This window comes from Veillonella denticariosi JCM 15641, from assembly GCF_002959855.1.
Lineage (GTDB): Bacteria > Bacillota > Negativicutes > Veillonellales > Veillonellaceae > Veillonella > Veillonella denticariosi.
In genome coordinates this window covers 326,018-345,152 of sequence record NZ_PPDB01000007.1, presented here as the reverse complement: position 1 = coordinate 345,152, position 19,135 = coordinate 326,018, and the positions used below count along the sequence as shown (strand labels likewise).

Here is a 19,135-nt window from a genome sequence, read left to right as displayed (position 1 = left end):
AGTGTTCCCATGAGTGAACAATTACATTCTATTGAGGAGGTTTTACAGGACCTAAAGGTCGGTAAACCTGTTATCATCGTCGATGATGAAAGCCGCGAAAACGAAGGCGACCTCATTATCGCCGCTGAATTTGCCAATCAGGAAAATATCAACTTCATGATAAAATATGCACGCGGTATCGTGTGTACACCGATGCGTCGCGAAGCACTTGAAAAATTGGGCATTCCTGCAATGGTATCTAAAAATACGGATAATCACGAGACGGCTTTCACGGTGACCGTGGATCATGCAGATACCACAACGGGCGTATCTCCGGCGGAACGGGCGTATACAATTCAAAAACTGTTAGACCCGAATGCTAAACCGGAAGATTTTCGTCGACCTGGACATGTATTTCCGCTTGTCTACAGAGAGGGGGGCGTTTTAGTTCGTCAAGGCCATACTGAGGCATCTATTGATCTTTGTCGCCTGGCCGGGCTACAGGAGGCGGCTGTCATCTGTGAAATAACAAAGGATGACGGTGATATGGCTCGCTTGCCGGATTTACTGTCCTTTGCAAAGGAACATAATCTGAAAATCGCATCTGTTGCGGAACTTATCGAATATCGTAAACAACATGAAGATATGATAGAATTGGGAGCCTGCTCTAAGTTGCCCACAAAATTCGGTGATTTCAATATCTTCGTATTTAAGAATGAATTGGACCACAAAGAACATTTAGCAATCGTTAAGGGCGATGTACAGAACTGTGATAACGTACTCGTACGTATTCACTCCGAGTGTCTGACAGGTGACGTATTCGGTTCAAAACGCTGTGACTGTGGCGAGCAATTGGATCACGCATTACGTGCCATTGAGAAAGAAGGCAAAGGCGTAGTTGTCTATATGCGACAGGAAGGTCGTGGTATCGGATTAACCAATAAGATTAAGGCTTATGCATTACAGGAGCAAGGTCTTGATACGGTGGAGGCTAATGAGCAATTAGGTTTTCCTGCAGATATGCGTGAATATTCATTGGCGGCTCAAATTATCCGTTTCTTGGGCATCAAGAGTATTCGTCTGTTGACGAATAATCCGGAAAAACGCCATGGCCTGGAGCATTGGGGAATCGATGTAAATAGTCGAGTACCGCTCATCATTGCGGCGAATAAATTTAATGCAGGCTATTTAAAGACAAAGGAAGAGAAAATGGGTCATATGTTAGAGAATTAACTCATATCTGCTTCTTTACTATTCATATAATAAAATTTCTTTTGAAAAGAAATACAGGAGGTTATAACATGATGGTTCAGGAAGGTAATTTATTAGGTACCGGTAAGAAATTTGCTATTATCGGCTCTCGTTTTAACGAATTTATTACGACAAAGTTGATCGGTGGTGCAGAGGACTGCTTATTACGTCATGATGTAAAACAGGAAGATATCACCGTAATTTGGGTTCCCGGTGCTTATGAAATCCCGTTGATCGCTAAAAAGGCTGCTTTGTCCGGACGTTATGATGCCGTAATCTGTGTAGGTGCCGTTATCCGTGGAGCTACAACCCATTATGATTATGTATGTAATGAAGTGGCAAAGGGCATTGCTCATGTTTCCTTGGAAACAGGTATTCCTGTAATGTTCGGTGTCGTTACGACAGAAAATATTGAACAAGCTATCGAACGTGCCGGTACTAAGGCGGGGAATAAAGGATATGATTGCGCTATGGGCGCCATCGAAATGGTTAACCTTATCGATCAAATCTAATAGAATGTGTAGGAAATACTGGAATGGATTATATAAAACGTTTTACCACTCGTGAAGGGGTCCGTATGTCATTGGCCGTTACAACGGATACGGTTGAAACAGCACGTATACGCCATGATTTATGGCCGGTTGCAACGGCTGCGTTAGGTCGCGCCATGACAGGGGCCATTCTATTAGCCGGAGATTTCAAGAATCATGAAAATGTAAGCCTTCGCATTAAAGGTGATGGACCGCTTGGCGTTGTCCATGTGGATGCTTTTTCAGATAATACGGTGCGCGGCTATGTGGATGAACCACATGTGGATATACCGCTTAAATATGAAGGAAAGCTTGATGTAGGTGCCGCGGTCGGTCATAAAGGCGAGGTGCAGGTGACTCGTTTCACACAGCTTGCACAGGATTATACATCCGCCAGTCCTATCCAAAGTGGTGAGGTAGCGGAGGATTTAGCTTATTACTTGTATGCCTCCGAACAGGTGCCGTCAACTATCAGCCTCGGTGTATTGGTTGACCCTGATTATCACACAATCGTAGCCGGCGGATTTATCGTACAGGCTTTACCCGATGCAACGGATGCGGCATTGGCGCAAGTAGAAAAAAACATCAACGAATTAGGTCCTGTAACTGAATATTTAAAAGCTCATCCGGATGGTACAGGCCTTGTAGAACGAGTGCTCGATGGACTGACTGTTAATGAAGTATATAATGAACCGATTCATTTTCAATGTCGTTGCGGTCGAGACCGTTTTGCCGGCGTCCTTATGACATTGCGTGAAGAAGATAAAAAGGCTCTTTTAGAAGACGAAACGACAGAACTTGTATGTCATTACTGTAATGAAAAATATCATTTCAGCCGCGAGGAATTGAAAGAGATGTTCAGCCCGAAAGGTCCCATACAATAAGGCTTGTAAAGATAATTATAAATTATAGAGGCTATAAGCTTTTGCTATAGCCTCTTTTTCTATTCTGTGAGACAATAAAGACGAACATGTATTAATTACAGGAGGTTACTATGAGTGCAATTGGTGTAATCGGCGGTACCGGTGTATACGATCCATCTATCTTTGAAAATATTCATGAAGAATCTTTAATGACACCATATGGTGAAATTGATTATGTACAAGGTACATACCACGGAAAGACCGTTATCTTTGTGGCCCGACATGGTAAAGATCATACGATCCCTCCGCACAAGATAAATTATCGTGCTAATATTTGGGGGTTAAAAAAATTAGGTGTCACCTTTATCATTTCTACGACCGCTGTAGGTTCATTAAACGAAAACTTTAAGCCCGGTCATTTTGTATTAACAGATCAATTCTTAGATTTTACCAAAAACCGCATCACCACATTTTATGAAGGCGGTAATCGTCCGGTGGCTCATTTAGATGTAACCAATCCATATTGTCCGGAATTGCGGGATATTCTGAAAAAGGTTGGTACAGAACAAGGTTTATCTATTCATAACGGCGGGACCTATGTATGCACAGAGGGTCCACGATTTGAAACACCGGCCGAAATTAAGATGTTCCATATGCTTGGTGGCGATACGGTAGGTATGACAAATGTGCCTGAAGTAAATCTTGCAAATGAGGCGGAAATGGCATATTCCACTATTTCTATGATTACAAATTATGCCGCAGGAATTTCCGATGATGTCCTAACGCATGGAGAGGTGGTTGAAATGATGGCGAATATGGCATCACAACTGAAATCTCTTATTCTGGGGGCCATTGATCTTATCGATGTGAATGCCCGCTATGATGCACATAATCGTATGCACGAATACGGCGGCTTTAAATTATAATAAGGTTCTGAACCGCACAAAGGAGGATCTATGAATAATATTGAGTGGCAAGAGTCTACTTTAATTTTATTGGATCAGACGAAATTACCTACGGAGATTTCATATATTAACTGCACCGATTGGCGTCAGGTGGCAGAGGCGATTAAAATGCTTCGTGTTCGCGGGGCTCCCGCCATAGGCGTTGCTGCCGGCTATGGTCTTATTTTGGCAGCTATGGAGTCGGCAAGACTTAATGCTCCGTTTAACGAGCAGTTAGTTACTTTTTATGATTTTAGTGAAAGGCTTAAGGAAACACGTCCTACAGCCATTAATTTGGCATGGGCCGTAGAGCGCATTGTAAACCTGGTGAAAGCTGAGACTAAAACTTCATCTGACATGGAGCACATTATAAAAATTATTACGGCCGAAGCCGAATCGATTCACAAAGAAGATGTAGGTCTTAACAGACGTATGGCCGAGGCCGGGGCTTCTTTATTTGAAGGTCAGTGCAATTTGCGTATTCTGACGCATTGCAATGCGGGGGCACTAGCTACGGGCGGACTCGGTACGGCATTGGGTGTTGTTCGTAAATTATATGAAACAGGTCAATTAGAACGCGTTTATGCAGATGAAACGCGTCCGCTACTCCAAGGGGCACGTCTCACGGCCTTTGAATTACATGAGGACGATATTCCCGTTACACTGGAAACGGATAATATGGCGGCTTATGCGATGCAACAAGGATTAATTGATGCTGTAATTGTCGGTGCAGACCGTATTACCACAAAAGGTGATGTAGCCAATAAAATCGGCACCTATGGTTTGGCCGTTCTCGCAAAATTCCACAATATTCCGTTTTATGTGGCTGCTCCGTACAGTACATTTGATTTTACTTTAAAAAATGGTAGTGACATACCGATAGAAATGCGTGATGCTTATGAAGTTACATCGTTTCACGGCATACAAACTGCACCGGAGGGCATAAATGTACTTAATCCAGCTTTTGATGTGACCCCCCATGAATTGGTTACGGCCATCATCACGGAAGAAGGCGTTCTTACACCTGATTTTGAGGAATCTATCGGTAAATTGTGTCACATCGTACAGAACAGATAATTGTATTTATTTTTTCATAGATTTATATAAGAAACTTTATAGAGGTAGATATCATGCAGTCGTTGATTAAAGATATTAATTTTGCTCCAGAAGGACGTAAGAAGATTGAATGGGTTTCCAATTTTATGCCTACATTGAATACATTGGGCGATCGTTTTGAAAAAGAGCAGACTTTCAAAGGACAAACCATCGTGGTAAGTGTTCATTTAGAGGCTAAAACCGCATATCTTGCAACCGTATTAAAACGCGGCGGTGCCGATGTCATCGTAACAGGGTCTAATCCGTTATCCACTCAGGATGATGTGGCGGCAGGGCTTGTAGACATGGGAATCACCGTATACGCCTGGTATGATTGTACGGATGAAGAATATTTCAATTTTCTCCATAAGGCACTTGATCACAAACCTCATATTATTATCGATGACGGCGGAGACCTTGTAAATTTATTACATACTTCGCGCCAGGATGCAAAGGAACGTCTCATAGGCGGCAGTGAGGAGACGACTACGGGTGTACATCGTCTATATGCATTGGAACACGCAAAACAGTTGACGTTCCCTATGATTGCCGTAAATGATTCGTATTGTAAATATCTTTTTGATAATCGCTATGGTACGGGACAATCCGTATGGGACGGCATCATGCGTACGACGAATCTTACCGTAACGGGTAAAAATGTCGTTGTTGCCGGATATGGATGGTGCGGTAAGGGGGTCGCCATGCGCGCCAAGGGCCTGGGGGCCCATGTATACGTAACCGAAGTGGATCCAATCAAAGCGATTGAAGCTGTATTCGACGGCTTTACAGTATTGCCTATGATTGAGGCTGCCAAGGTGGGGGATATTTTCTGTACCGTAACAGGCTGTAAAGATGTTATCGTAAAAGAACATTATGAAGTAATGAAAGATCAGGCTATCATGTGTAACGCAGGTCACTTTGATTGCGAAGTGAATGTAAAGGATCTCACAGAGATTGCTGTAAGTCATGAACGTGTACGCCAAAATATTGAAGGATATACGATGTCTGACGGTCGCAAACTATATGTATTAGCTGAAGGTCGACTCGTAAATCTTGCGGCCGGTGATGGTCATCCTGCTGAAATCATGGATTTATCTTTCGCTATGCAGGCATTGGCAGCGGAACATATCTTGCATAACGGTGCCAATATGAAACCAAAAGTATACGTATTGCCTCATGAACTGGATAGAGAAGTTGCAAAAATCAAATTACATTCCATGGGATATGATTTGGACACGTTAACGCAGGAACAAATCGATTATTTGACAAAAGTAAACTGATATAAGTTCTGCCAGAGCGAAATCTGTAAGTGCTTAGAAAAGGCTTATGTTGCAATGCTAACTTAAAGGAGATATTATGTCCGATTTATTGATTACCCATGTGGACGTCCTCACCGATGAGGGGGTTCTTAAAAATCATGCTATTGAAATTGAAAATGGCTATATAACATCAATTCTAACTGATGATGAAGTCTCATACGTGAAAGCAAATGCGAAAGAAACTCTGGATGGGAAAGGTCAGTTGGCCGCACCTGGCCTTGTAAATACTCATACGCATATTGCGATGGGGCTGTTTAGAAATTACGCGGATGATTTAGAATTGATGGACTGGCTGGAAAATGCGATCTGGCCGACAGAGGCCAAATTAAACGATGATTATGTGCGTTGCGGCACACAGTTGGGCATAGCGGAAATGTTACGATCCGGTACGACTACTTTCAGCGATATGTATTTTTTTATGAATACGACTGCGGAGGTGGTGAAGGAAACAGGGATACGTTCTGTTCTGTCTCGCGGACTTGCCGGTGTTTCACCGACAGCAGACCAGGCATTGGCGGAGAATGCGGATTTATATCGCACTTGGAATGGGTTTGATAATAATCGTATCAAGGTCTTACTGGGGCCTCATGCACCATATACATGCCCTGATTCATACATGGAAAAGGTTATCGCTTTATCACATGAGCTTAATTGCGGCATTCACATGCACCTATCCGAAACAAAGGGGGAAGTGGAGAATGTGATGAAAGCTACGGGTAAAACACCGATTGCTCATATGCATGATTTAGGACTCTTCTGGAATACGACATTGGCGGCGCATTGCGTACATGTGACCGATGAAGATATCAACATTATGGCCGAAAATAATGTAGCGGTTGCCCATAATCCTCAATCCAATTTGAAATTGGCAAGCGGCATCGCACCTGTTCCTGAAATGATTGCTAAAGGTATTACCGTAGGCCTTGGAACAGATGGCTCCGCTTCTAACAATAATGCTGATATGCTTGAAGAAGTCCGTTTAGCGGCAACCCTTCATAAAGCTCGTCTATACGACCCTAAAGCTATTCCCGCTCAAGCTGCATGGGCTATGGGGACTGTAGAAGGTGCAAAGGCATTAGGATATAATGATTTAGGACTTTTGAAAGCAGGTTATCGTGCTGATATTGTATTATATGATGTATCCGGCATGCATTGGCTGCCTCGCTACAATGATTTAGCCGCACTTGTATACTCCGCTAACAGCTCTGATGCCAATACCGCAATTGTAGGTGGTAAAGTTCTTATGAAAGATAAGGAACTGCTTACCATTGATGAAGAAAAACTAAGAGCGGAAATTAATAAGGCTCAAGCTTATTTTAGTAATTAGAAGCAGTCAATTCTAAAACAAAATTTATCGTGAACTATACTTTTGATGATTCTATACATTAAGGATAACTAACAGTAAGAAGAAAACCCACTCATGATGCATTGTAGAGTGGGTTTTGTATTATATAGAGGTTGACTTTATTTAATTGCTTTTACCAAGAACATGGGTACGGGAATGTAAAATTCGTCTTCTTCATTATATATGCGTGGCCCTACTGTCGGATCAACGGTGACAGATGTAACCCCTAATTTACTGAGCAGTTCTGTATCCCATTGTGGGCGTGTAAAAGATGAAATCTCCAACATATGGTATATAGTATGGCATTTATCGAGTAATTCAGGTCTGATATGTTCATGTGCATTGTGAACAGTTGCGGGCAAGTGATGATGATTCCTTGCGTGCTCCGCGTCATAATTGAGCAACAGTCCTCCTGGTTTTAATACGCGAAGCCATTCTTTATAGGCTTGATCCGGATTCGGTAAATTCCATGTTACATTGCGTGCCACTACAACATCAAAGGCCTCATTATCAAAGGTTAAATGTTCAGCATCCATAACGGAAAATGTGGCGTTGCAGTCCAATGATTTACTTAATGAATTGGCTTCATGAATCATATTAGGTGTAATATCGATACCGTGAACTTCATGTCCTTGTTCTGACAGAATGATACTGAAAAATCCGGCCCCGCATCCGATATCCAATATATGTAGATTTGAGCCTAAATTATCAAGATGACTCATCAGTTCATTACGCCATAGATTTAACTTTGTACTGTTAAGTTCCTTAGCACGTAAGGCGCTGAAATCATGAGCGCGCTCACTCCAGTATGATGTAATAAATGTTTTGTCCTCCTCCGTAGAAGTATGATGATTAAATATATCGTTCATAGTCTTTCCTTTTTATGTATTTCTTATATAGTATCATAGATTGAACATGAACTATACAAGAAATATCACATAAATCTATAAATAATTATTAAGAATCATTCATGAAAGACATCTAATCTTTATGCTATAATACTGTTATATTTTGTATCGATAGGAATCAAACGGCTTTATGGTATCGATTGTTATGTAAGAATCATAAATTAATTTGTAAATTTGCTGAGAGCTTGTGATAAGAGGAGAGTACATGATTTTACAAACGGGACAGCGCACGGATATTCCCGCCTTTTACGGCCTCTGGTTTGCAAATCGTATACGTGAAGGGTATGTAGATGTACGCAATCCGTATCATTCCGAATTAATAACGCGTTATAGGATTAGTCCCGATATAGTGGACGGCATAGCCTTTTGTACAAAAAATCCGGTTCCTTTCATACCTTATATGGATGTAATCGAGCCTTATCGTCAATATTGGCATATGACTATAACACCGTACGGAACCGATATTGAACCTTTTGTGCCGCCTTACGAAACGGTTCTTGAAGGATTTAAGCAAATAAGTATGCATTTAAATCCCCAATCTATGGTGTGGAGATATGATCCGATTATGTTAACCCATGCCTATACCTTTGATTATCACTGTGAAAGCTTTCAAAAAATGGCAAAGGCGCTTGAAGGGTACACTGATACGGTTGTGGTCAGTTTTATAGATACATTCGATAAGGTAGCTCAGAATTTTCCTGATGGGTACCGTCCGGATATAGATATACAGATGAAGATCATCGCTGAATTCGTATCAATTGCAAAGGCTCATCATATGGAGCTTAAGACCTGCGGGGAAGGGCATATATTTTCCAATGCAGGAGCAAATACCTCGGGATGTTTGACACTCGACTGTTATGAGCGGGCGTGGCATGTTAAGTTGAAGGCGCCTAAACGTACACCGGCTCGGCCCGAGTGCAGTTGTTACTTACACGGGGATATCGGTGCTTATGACAGTTGCAGTCATTTTTGTAAATACTGTTATGCCAACACAAATCAAGAAGCGGTACGCCGAAATAGACTGCGACATGATCCTGATTCAAGTTTACTGTTGGGACATGTTTTAACAGGTGATACAATTCGAATGAGTGATGAAACGAGTTGGATTATCGATGAACCATATAGACAAGATTCTTTATTTTAGTAGAGTAGGTGCGTATGATTACCCGAGAGAGAACTGAAGAACAACAAGAAAATAATTCTAACCCTGTATTAGCCATATGTTATGACTTTGATAAGACATTGACGCCTGACGATATGCAGGCTCAGGGATATATTCAATCTCTGGATATCGATGTGGATGCATTCTGGAAAGAATCGAATGGACTTGCCAAGCAGCACGATATGGATAATAACTTAGCCTATATGTATATGATGGCTACTAAATCATATGGTAAACAATTTCTTACAAAGGAGTTGTTATCAGCTTATGGCGCTAAAGTTAAATTATATGACGGCGTACGAACCTGGTTTGAACGAATTCGACAATACGGAGCGGAAAAGGGTGTACATATTGAACATTACATCATTTCATCTGGACTGAAGGAAATGATTGAAGGTACGGAAATGGCAAAAGAGGGGGCTTTCACAAAAATCTATGCCAGTGCGTTCCTGTTCGATGATAAGGGCGTTGCTACATGGCCAGCACAAGCCATTAATTATACGAATAAAACTCAGTTTTTATTCCGCATTCAAAAAGGTGTGCTCGATATCAACGATCCTCGTGTTAATGACTATCTTAAACCCGAGGAACAGCGTGTACCGTTCCGCAATATGATTTATATCGGTGACAGTGATACGGATATTCCTTGTATGAGCCTTGTTAATGCCAACGGCGGCCATTCCATCGGTGTGTATGATCCGGACGAGCAGAATAAGGATAAAGTCTATAAAATGATGCGTCATCATCGTATACGGTATTATGCGCCGGCTGACTATAGTGAAAGCTCTCATCTTGATACGATAGTTAAGCAGATTATCGATAAAACTGCCGCTTATGAAGCTCTTGAACGTCAATATGTAAAAGATAAACAAGAGGCTGAAAAGAATTGATAAATTATATAATGTAATATGCATAATAGAAAAATTATTTACCTGTTTAGAAAGGATACACATGAATATCAAAGAGATTCCTCAAAAATGGATAGATACCTTTAATCGATTAGGCTCGGAAGGCGTATGGAAACCTACCGTTGATTATCAAGACTTATTTAATCGGGATGAACTGATGGGAAAACCTTTATTTACATTACCTATGGGGACGGTAAATTTTCCAACAGGCCAACTTACATGTTGTGATCCGCTTATTATGTTGCCTCATATGCCTGATACATATGTTCGAACCGTTGAACCCGGAACCTATTTATTGGAAACAAAGGTAGCTGAATTTGAGCAGAATACATTTCGCTATGTCGCTACTCGTGTCATTTTTACCGCTAATGAACCTGTTTACTATGAATTGGCTCTAAAAGGGTCTGAGAATCTCGACGAACTGAATAAGGAGAGCTATGTAGGATTTCCCGTTGAAGCGGGCTTAGCAACTATTGTTGATGAAGCGACAATACAGGCTTATGATATTTTCTATAAGGATTGGCATCAACAGAATCCTGAAAAAAATATATATGATGATTATTATAGTACTCTTTTTCAGCTGAACGCGTTGGCTTATCCAAGATACCAACGATCAAAGGGGGATTGGATTAATTTCACGATTCCTAATACGGAATTATCGGTTCCTATGATTCAATCCGGATTTGGAGATGGTTTATATCCTGTATATTGGGCATTTGATAAAGATGGTAAGATATGCCAAATTATCATGGATTTTATTGATTGTACCGAAGCATATAAAACAAATTAAAATTCTTTTAGGTAGTATTTCTTTATGAGATATTAATGATAGTTTAATATAAACTGAGTATGTTATCATGCATTCTCATTCGTTATCAAATAAAACAGTAAATAAGGCACTAAAATAAAAAGCACTTGGATTGATCATATCAGTATTTGATACGATTAATTCAGGTGCTTTATTTTAAGTAAATTATTTCATAGTATAAATATATCTGAATATTATAAGGTTAGGTTAAATTACAGGTTAGATTCCAAAGACCCAACGGATAACGACGCGTAAACAGCTGAGCAGTAAAACCGTTTCCGCCATAAAATGCAGGGAAGCCTCCATACCTTGACCGAGACGTTTAAGACTACCTAGTTTAGCTTTTGTTACAACTTCGCACCAGCACATATAAAAACCTCCGTAAGAGTTAATATGAGTAATTTAGATAATTTATATGACTATTTTACAATTGATTTCAATTAAATTCAATATCAACTTAATCAACATATACCAATTGTTATTAATATGAATTATATAAAACAAATAATTCATTGATAGATATGAAATATTTTAGGTGTAATATAAATACCGTAAACTTCATTAAAACTGGCTTATAGAAATATTGGTAAGTTTTCTTTCTCTTTTATATAATTACTTCCGATAACGATATATTATCGGAAGTAATTATATAAAAGAATTGGGCTCTAATGGCCCAATTTCTTTTATTATGCGTTTTATAGCTTATTTACGTTTAAATGTATATGGTTCGTATTCTACATCTTTGTGACGGTTAGTCCACCAGTCCCAACCGATTCGTGCGAGCTTCCAAGCTATACATCCTACAATGATGCCTAATACTAAACTGGTTAATACATCTGTCGGATAATGTGCAAACAGATAAACTCTTGAAAATCCTACGATTAATGATCCAATTAATGCTATAATTCCTAAATATCGCTTCTGAGGCGCGATTTGACCTAGCCCCAGGTAAATGGTCATAGCTGATGCAAATGAACCAAAAGTATGTCCGGACGGGAATGAATACGTGTTAGCTAATGGCAATGCTGAAATCGATGGTACCGTAACTTCCGGAAAATCTACAAAAGGTCTTAATCTTGCTATATGCGGTTTTAAGCCTTGATCACCGATAATAAATACAAATCCTAATGCAATGATGATTGCAATGCCTAATACGCGATATTTTTTCTGAATCATCAATAATAAAGCGATTATAATCCATAAAATACCGCTGCCGGTTATTTTTGACAAGAATGCCATGATAGGCGTTAAAAAGCTATATACAAGGTGGTCATGTACATAGAAAATCAGGGTGTGATCAAATTGTAATATTGTGTCCATAGTATCCTCTCATATCACAGTTAAATGAGAAAGAGTGAGAATAATATGCATTCAAATTCTTTCTCATTATTCGGTTCTTTTACAACTAATTATATTTACTATCTCATTTACGAGTACAAACAATAGCCTAAACTATTTATAACGTATGGTCAATAGTTCAGACTATAATTAATGAAATCTTTAATTAATGTTTTTTTACGGATTGAGCCGATCTTGTCGTAATAATCGTATCTACCGGATCATATACGGACTCGTACACATCGGTTTGACTTACGCCGTTTCCATAGGTAATTTGTCGATATGTATTCATCGATAGACCGACATGACCTTCCTGTGTCTGATTTTCTTTGATTGATGGATCTACCTTGGTAATCGTTTTATTAGGAATTTCCTTTTGATCACCTACATATATAGATACATCTTTTGGCTTGTCCTGAGGTGTACCGATGATATATATCGTCAATGTTCCTCGCCCCATCACACTTATGATATATACGGATTGCTGATATGGATTTTTAAACTGAAAGTCCAAATAACCCCATGCAACGGTAGCGTCACGACCGGCCGGAATATATCCGACAGGCTCAAAATGCGGCGTACGTTCAACTATTGTCATACCGGATAATAAAGCGGTATTAAATATGGTAGAGCTCACCTGGCAAATGCCGCCACCGACTCCGGGTACGAGTTTACCGTTAATCATAACCGGTGCATCATCATATCCGGCTTCTGCTGTACGCTCCCCTACAATTTTATTGAAGGAGAATACTTCCCCCGGTTTTAATAAAGTGCCGTTGATTTTATCGGAGGCTAACTGAATATTATGAGTACGGCTCGTATTATTGGCATCATAATTCGTCGTATAGGATGCTAAAATCGCAGTTAAAGGCTTAATGTCCTGATCGGTTACTTTTATTGTATTTTTCGTAGTATAAACCATATCTATATGCGTTATGGTATTTCCAGCAGCTATATTGTCTTTAATTTGCTGAAGCGTAGCATCAATATCGATGCGTTTGCCTTCTTTCCCGGGATGCATGACAACCTGACCGCCTTCTACTGATAGATATGCGTCATGACCGGGTGTATCGATAGTCTTTGCTAACTCCGATAAATAGGTTCTGCTCTTCACCTCATCCAGCCTGTATTGTGTTTCAAAGTGCTGTCCGTAATATAACGCATGGAACCGATGATTGATGAGTGTCCATAAATCATCTTCGTAGCCATATGTTGAAATCGCTTTCACCAATGTTTCCGTATCGACATTAATACCGAGATCATTATATGATGCCTGTTTCGTGGCCTTGGAAATATCGATAGTTACCGTATGAGGTGTAGCATTAAATAATTCAGTAATACGATTTTGCAATTCATCCTTCGGCGTATTGGATAAATCCATATCGTTATAATACACGCCGTATGATACATGTTGTGTCGGTATATATGTACAACCACTGGTATTAATAGTCAGTATGATGGCACATAATAAAAGATATTTCCTGTTCATAAATCCTATATGACTCTCCCTGATTAGTATTTGTATTCCTTATATTATAGCATATGAAACGCTATTCTATGATACAATATAGAGTATACATGTAAGGTAAAGGTGAACTAATGTCAGGATCCAAGGAACAACAAAAACATTTTTATTTACGTCATAATGATGCCCTTATGAACAGTAATAAACTTTCTATGAAAGCAAAGCAAAGTATTTTATTATCCAAGGCGGAGAACACGGTAGACGCCTATGAATCGGATTGGGACGATTTTGTAGACTGGTGCACGTATCAAAAGGTATCTTATTTCCCGGCTACACCGGAAACAATTGTAAATTATATCAATGATTTAGCGGATTATGCAAAGGCAAATACCATATCACGTAGAATCAGTGCCATTTCAGAAAATTATAATGCTTCGGGCGTTGGAGAAAATCCCTGCATGGCTCCCATTGTTAAGCAGGCACTTCGCGGTATTCGTCGACTAAAAGGTACATTTCAACAGGGTAAAACACCGGTATTACTGGAAGATATTGAAGATATTTTAGATTGTATGAGTAAACTCGATATGCCTGAGTTGCAATTATTGCGAGATAAAGCTATCTTACTTATCGGTTTTATGGGGGCTTTTAGACGCAGTGAAATAGCGGCTTTAACAATAGAAAATTTACAGTTTTCCCCTCAAGGACTGGAGATTTTTGTAGAGTCCTCAAAGGCGGATCAGGAAGGTCAAGGCGCGGTGGTAGCAATTCCATCTATTCCCGGTTCACCTCTAGATGCAGTACGCGCCTTACAGCAATGGCTTCGAGCGGCTGGGATTACAGAAGGGCCGGTGTTTAGAGGCTTTACAAAGAATATGAATATTCGTAAAAATGCTATTTCCGATAAGATGATTGCGGAGATTGTAAAAAAATATGTATCTCTTATCGGTCTTGATCCGGCCATGTATGGTGCTCATAGCTTGCGTCACGGATTTGCGACGACGGCCGCAGCTTATGGCGTAGAAGAACGTAATATCATGCGTCAAACACGTCATCACAGCGTTAATATGGTACGTAGATATATTAACGAGGCAAATAAATTTGTAGATAATCCGATTGCCACAATTTTTGAGAAACGATTTAAATAATGGTTTCAATCAAACATAATAATATAACAAAAAGCAACCAGTTTTGTAACTGGCTGCTTTTTGTGTGGAACATATGATTCCATATATATTTAGTTTTGAGCCACATAGTCCAAAGCTCTAACTGGACTACCTTGAAGATTAGTCGGTACCTTTAATACCGTACCGGGAACGAGTGTACCGGAATCATCAATTTTATTTAATTCCTTCATTGCATATACTATTTCGCGTACATCCATATCCGTATGAGCTGTACGCGCTGCAATATCCCACATGGTATCCCCCGCTTGTACTTTTACCTCACGTACAGCATGCGGATTAATCTGCACTGCAGGGTTTGTCATATGATATCCAAATAATACTGTTAAGCACATTCCTACCATTATCATAATCTGTTTCATCTCATACCTCACATTTATATCGAACATAAATTTAAGAACATTTGTTTGCTTACATGATAATAATAGCACGCGAACGAATGTTCGGTCAAGACTTTTCAGAACAAATGTTTGCAAAAAATTATAATTTTATCTATAATAGACCTATAAGACGATATTAATGATGTAATTTCTAATTTTATAACATGTTAAATGACCTATTTTACTGTATTGTCAAATGACCTATTTTACTGTATTGTCAAATGACCTATTTTACTGTATTGTCAAATGACCTATTTTACTGTATTTAAGATATTAAAACATTGGAGGTAGCCGTGAGACGCCCTGCGACAGATATAAACACAAAACAGCGACGTATACTGGATTTTATTAAGGATTCTTTACATAATGAATACCGTTGCCCTACAGTTCGTGAAATTTGTACACATGTAGGCCTCAGCTCCACCTCTACGGTACAGTCTCATCTCAATGCGTTAGAGAAATTCGGTTACATTAAGCGTGATCCTAATAAAAATCGGGCTATTACCGTATTAGAGGATATAAAACCCAATATTTCCGTCAGTGGTAATGAAACTTCCAGTTCCGATAATTTTGAATTTCTCGGTGCCGGACTCAAGCAGGTGCCTCTTATCGGGACTGTACAGGCCGGTATGCCTATTACGGCTGTCGAAAATTTAGAAACTACATTGACTTTACCTGTACAATTAACAGGTGATTCCGATTGCTTTATGCTCCGCGTTCAAGGGGAATCTATGATGAATATCGGCATGTTTGAAGGGGATATGCTTATCGTACGCCATCAAAATACAGCGAATAATGGCGATGTTGTCGTTGCCCGTATCGATGATGAAGCGACGGTTAAACGTTTCTATAAAGAAAACGGACATATTCGCTTACAGCCGGAAAATGATGATTTTGACCCTATCATCGTTGATGACTGCCATATTGAGGGTTTAGTTATCGGTCTAGTACGAGATCGTATTTAATATTAAGAATACATCTGATGAATATCTTTAAACGATATTTTAAATCAATACCCTTAAACAATATGTTTTAAGAATAAAATGTTTTTACAATATAATACTCTATATAAATAAAAATGTTGGAATGTCTCGAGTAAGAGTTATCATTCCAACATTTTTGTTTACATATATTTTTTAAATTATCTTCTGGTATTTTTGGCTATAATATATATTATCTACGCAGACTGGCAAAAATTGCTCCTGATACATTATGCCATACGCTAAATATGGCACCGGCTAAAGTCGCTAACGGATTCATTGCAAAATTGGTAGCTGCTAATGTAACGGCCAGCCCACTGTTCTGCATCCCCACTTCTATGGCGAGCGCCGTAGTTTTGTCGTGTTCCAGTTGAAAAATTTTACCTACACTTAGCCCCAAAATGAGTCCCATTATATTATGGATTCCTACTACCGTTAAAGTCAGCAAACCGGAAATCAATATTTTGTCCCTATTAATAGCGATGATTGCAGCTATTAACAGAACAATAGCAACAATGGATAGTATAGGACTGATCGATCTGATTTCCTGTATATGTGATTTACTTATCCATTGTACGACGCCCCCTAGCATGATAGGCAGTAAGACAACTTTTACCGTCGTAATCATCATGGGCAATAACTCTACATGGATCCATGTTCCACCAAGATATAGAATGAGTAATGGCGTTACAAGCGGTGCCAATATAGTTGAGGCTATGGTCATTCCAACAGATAAAGCTACATCACCACGGGCAAGATAGGTTATGACATTACTGGCGGTTCCGCCCGGACAACAGCCAACCAGAATAATTCCTAACGCGATATCCGCTGGTAGGACAAATATATGACATAACAGTAATGCACTTAAGGGCATAATCGTATATTGTGCAATAACACCTATACAAATATATTTTGGATGCTTAATGATACCTCCTATATCTTTCAGACTGATGGTAAGACCCATGCCAAACATAGCTATTCCCAGTAAAAGTGGTGTGTAGGATATGGCCCATATAAAATAATCAGGTATCATATATGCGATACATGAAAAGACTAAGATCAATAAGATTATATATTTTGATACAAAACGATTAATGGATACCATGATATTCACACAGCACCTCATTGATGTAATTCATAGGAAAAGTTATCAATAAGGCGTGTATGACCTATGTATACCGCTAAGGCGATTAATACAGGTCGATCTATTGTATCAACAGGCTGCATTGTAACGGCATCAACAATCGAGACATAATCAATGTGAGCTAAAGGTTCTGTATTGATTACGTCTGTCATAGCATTGATAATGGAATCAGCTGAACTGCCGGGTACTATTGTATTTTGACCTACCTGTATGGATTTATATAATATGGTAGCCGCTTTTCGTTCTGATGGAGATAAGTATGTATTGCGCGATGATTTGGCTAATCCGTCCTCCTCTCTTACGATAGGAACCCCTATAATCGTAACCGGAAAATTTAAGTCTTCTACCATTTTACGGATAATAGCCAGTTGTTGCGCATCTTTTTGTCCAAAATAAGCATTATTGGGTTGCACTATATTAAATAGTTTACTCACAACAGTGCAAACGCCTTTAAAGTGAATCGGTCGCGTAACACCGCATAGGGTTTTAGATAGATCAATAATGTCCACAAATGCCTTTGGATCGTGATACATTTCGGTTGCATCCGGTGCAAAAATAGCGTCTATACCTATAGAGTCACATAAGCTTTTATCACCATCAAGATTTCGCGGATACGCATCTAAATCTTCATTTTCTCCGAACTGAGCAGGATTTACAAAGATTGATACAACGACCTTGTCGTTTTCCGCACGGGCTCGACGCATCAGTGCGGCATGTCCTTCATGCAGATAACCCATCGTCGGTACAAAACCGATTGTATAGCCTTCTTTTCTCCACTTATTTACAAGTGTTCGTACATCATGTACTGTGTTTATAACGTTCATGAAAGTCTCCTCCGTCAATTTATAGAATCGAAGATAGTCCTATACAGTCTACTGTATTTTCAATCAATTACAGCTATAATTAATTACCGTTATTTTGATCAACTAATAAACCATGTTTTTCATAGTTTCTTATATGACTTATCTTATTTTTTTCATCTACAAATACAACGAGAGGTTTATGACTCTCAATGTCATGCTCATCGATTTGTGCATAACACATAATAATGATTTTATCATTTACCTGTACATTCCGTGCGGCCGCTCCGTTGAGACAGATTACCCCGCTGCCGGGTTTACCCGCTATAGTATACGTGGTAAATCGTGCACCATTATTAATATCTACGATTTGAACTTGCTCATATTCTCGTATTCCGGATGCATTCAATAGATTCACATCAATTGTAATGCTCCCTACATAATCAAGTTCGGCTTGTGTTACCGTAGCTCTGTGAATTTTGCCTTTCAGCATTGTTAGTATCATGTTAAACTCCTTGTGTAATAAATGTATCCGCCATCAGGTCGGTTCTGATTTTCACAATCATTCTGTTTATCATGAAATTAACAGTAGACTAGAGTATAGTTAAAAATACTATCTCCACGTCAGATTATATCATAATTTAAAATTAATGCGAGAATTTGTAATTATATAAATTTAAAAGTTGATTAGGTCCTTTATAGGACCATAGATATATACATAAAAATAGCCGTCAC

20 protein-coding genes are annotated in these 19,135 nt (G+C 39.3%); 12 read left to right on the top strand and 8 right to left on the bottom strand.

Annotated features, from left to right (window positions below; genetic code table 11):
- Positions 1-9: 9 nt before the first annotated feature.
- From VEHSUH05_RS07170 to VEHSUH05_RS07140, 7 genes are all read left to right on the top strand, one after another.
- Positions 10-1,212, top strand: coding sequence for a bifunctional 3,4-dihydroxy-2-butanone-4-phosphate synthase/GTP cyclohydrolase II (locus VEHSUH05_RS07170; protein ID WP_105091174.1), 1,203 nt, complete (start codon positions 10-12; stop codon positions 1,210-1,212).
- Positions 1,213-1,280: 68 nt separating this feature from the next.
- Positions 1,281-1,742 (top strand): 6,7-dimethyl-8-ribityllumazine synthase, encoded by a 462-nt coding sequence (gene ribH, locus VEHSUH05_RS07165; RefSeq protein WP_054673403.1) that lies wholly within the window; start codon positions 1,281-1,283, stop codon positions 1,740-1,742.
- 23 nt (positions 1,743-1,765) lie between these two features.
- A complete protein-coding gene (hslO, locus tag VEHSUH05_RS07160; protein ID WP_038115100.1) occupies positions 1,766-2,644 on the top strand; it encodes an Hsp33 family molecular chaperone HslO in 879 nt (292 codons plus the stop codon).
- A gap of 110 nt (positions 2,645-2,754) precedes the next feature.
- Positions 2,755-3,549, top strand: coding sequence for an S-methyl-5'-thioadenosine phosphorylase (gene mtnP, locus VEHSUH05_RS07155; protein WP_038115097.1), 795 nt, complete (start codon positions 2,755-2,757; stop codon positions 3,547-3,549).
- 30 nt (positions 3,550-3,579) lie between these two features.
- The gene (mtnA, locus tag VEHSUH05_RS07150) at positions 3,580-4,644 is read left to right on the top strand and encodes an S-methyl-5-thioribose-1-phosphate isomerase (protein ID WP_105091173.1); all 1,065 of its coding nucleotides are present in this window, start codon (positions 3,580-3,582) and stop codon (positions 4,642-4,644) included.
- A gap of 53 nt (positions 4,645-4,697) precedes the next feature.
- The gene (locus VEHSUH05_RS07145; protein ID WP_105091172.1) at positions 4,698-5,942 is read left to right on the top strand and encodes an adenosylhomocysteinase; all 1,245 of its coding nucleotides are present in this window, start codon (positions 4,698-4,700) and stop codon (positions 5,940-5,942) included.
- 76 nt (positions 5,943-6,018) lie between these two features.
- Positions 6,019-7,308, top strand: coding sequence for an amidohydrolase (locus VEHSUH05_RS07140; protein WP_105091171.1), 1,290 nt, complete (start codon positions 6,019-6,021; stop codon positions 7,306-7,308).
- Positions 7,309-7,445: 137 nt separating this feature from the next.
- On the opposite strand, the gene VEHSUH05_RS07135 is transcribed toward VEHSUH05_RS07140, so the two are convergent.
- Entirely contained in the window at positions 7,446-8,195 is a 750-nt protein-coding gene (locus VEHSUH05_RS07135; protein ID WP_105091170.1) for a class I SAM-dependent methyltransferase, read from the bottom strand.
- A 244-nt stretch (positions 8,196-8,439) separates the two neighbouring features.
- Here VEHSUH05_RS07135 and VEHSUH05_RS07130 point away from each other — a divergent pair, with 244 nt between their 5' ends.
- From VEHSUH05_RS07130 to VEHSUH05_RS07120, 3 genes are all read left to right on the top strand, one after another.
- On the top strand, positions 8,440-9,378 hold the full coding sequence (locus tag VEHSUH05_RS07130; RefSeq protein ID WP_105091169.1) for a DUF1848 domain-containing protein: 939 nt from the start codon (positions 8,440-8,442) through the stop codon (positions 9,376-9,378).
- A gap of 14 nt (positions 9,379-9,392) precedes the next feature.
- Positions 9,393-10,286 carry an HAD family hydrolase gene (locus VEHSUH05_RS07125; RefSeq protein WP_105091168.1) on the top strand — a complete coding sequence of 298 codons (894 nt, stop codon included), beginning with the start codon at positions 9,393-9,395 and terminating at the stop codon, positions 10,284-10,286.
- 61 nt (positions 10,287-10,347) lie between these two features.
- Positions 10,348-11,094 carry a DUF4241 domain-containing protein gene (locus VEHSUH05_RS07120; protein ID WP_105091167.1) on the top strand — a complete coding sequence of 249 codons (747 nt, stop codon included), beginning with the start codon at positions 10,348-10,350 and terminating at the stop codon, positions 11,092-11,094.
- 237 nt (positions 11,095-11,331) lie between these two features.
- Here VEHSUH05_RS07120 and VEHSUH05_RS09300 read toward each other — a convergent pair whose 3' ends face one another.
- The 3 genes from VEHSUH05_RS09300 to VEHSUH05_RS07110 all read right to left on the bottom strand — a co-directional run bounded on the left by VEHSUH05_RS09300 (position 11,332) and on the right by VEHSUH05_RS07110 (position 13,939).
- Positions 11,332-11,481, bottom strand: a complete 150-nt coding sequence (locus tag VEHSUH05_RS09300) for a hypothetical protein (protein ID WP_170007107.1) — start codon at positions 11,479-11,481, stop codon at positions 11,332-11,334.
- A 333-nt stretch (positions 11,482-11,814) separates the two neighbouring features.
- Entirely contained in the window at positions 11,815-12,432 is a 618-nt protein-coding gene (locus VEHSUH05_RS07115) for a phosphatase PAP2 family protein (protein WP_105091166.1), read from the bottom strand.
- 184 nt (positions 12,433-12,616) lie between these two features.
- A complete protein-coding gene (locus VEHSUH05_RS07110) occupies positions 12,617-13,939 on the bottom strand; it encodes a VanW family protein (RefSeq protein WP_105091165.1) in 1,323 nt (440 codons plus the stop codon).
- A 110-nt stretch (positions 13,940-14,049) separates the two neighbouring features.
- Between VEHSUH05_RS07110 and VEHSUH05_RS07105 the strand changes: the two genes are divergently transcribed.
- Positions 14,050-15,060, top strand: coding sequence for a site-specific integrase (locus VEHSUH05_RS07105; protein ID WP_105091164.1), 1,011 nt, complete (start codon positions 14,050-14,052; stop codon positions 15,058-15,060).
- Between the two features lie 89 nt (positions 15,061-15,149).
- Here the strand turns inward: VEHSUH05_RS07105 and VEHSUH05_RS07100 are convergent, their stop codons facing one another.
- Complete coding sequence (locus VEHSUH05_RS07100; RefSeq protein ID WP_105091163.1) at positions 15,150-15,458, bottom strand: LysM peptidoglycan-binding domain-containing protein; 309 nt, start codon at positions 15,456-15,458, stop codon at positions 15,150-15,152.
- Between the two features lie 311 nt (positions 15,459-15,769).
- Between VEHSUH05_RS07100 and lexA the strand changes: the two genes are divergently transcribed.
- Complete coding sequence (gene lexA / locus VEHSUH05_RS07095) at positions 15,770-16,441, top strand: transcriptional repressor LexA (protein ID WP_105091162.1); 672 nt, start codon at positions 15,770-15,772, stop codon at positions 16,439-16,441.
- A 208-nt stretch (positions 16,442-16,649) separates the two neighbouring features.
- Here the strand turns inward: lexA and VEHSUH05_RS07090 are convergent, their stop codons facing one another.
- The 3 genes from VEHSUH05_RS07090 to panD form a co-directional block, all read right to left on the bottom strand.
- Positions 16,650-17,561 (bottom strand): bile acid:sodium symporter family protein, encoded by a 912-nt coding sequence (locus VEHSUH05_RS07090; protein WP_425445599.1) that lies wholly within the window; start codon positions 17,559-17,561, stop codon positions 16,650-16,652.
- Positions 17,562-17,578: 17 nt separating this feature from the next.
- A complete protein-coding gene (gene panC, locus VEHSUH05_RS07085) occupies positions 17,579-18,424 on the bottom strand; it encodes a pantoate--beta-alanine ligase (RefSeq protein ID WP_105091160.1) in 846 nt (281 codons plus the stop codon).
- 79 nt (positions 18,425-18,503) lie between these two features.
- Positions 18,504-18,905: an aspartate 1-decarboxylase gene (gene panD, locus VEHSUH05_RS07080; RefSeq protein ID WP_054673387.1), complete on the bottom strand. Its 402-nt coding sequence runs from the start codon at positions 18,903-18,905 to the stop codon at positions 18,504-18,506.
- Positions 18,906-19,135: the final 230 nt, after the last annotated feature.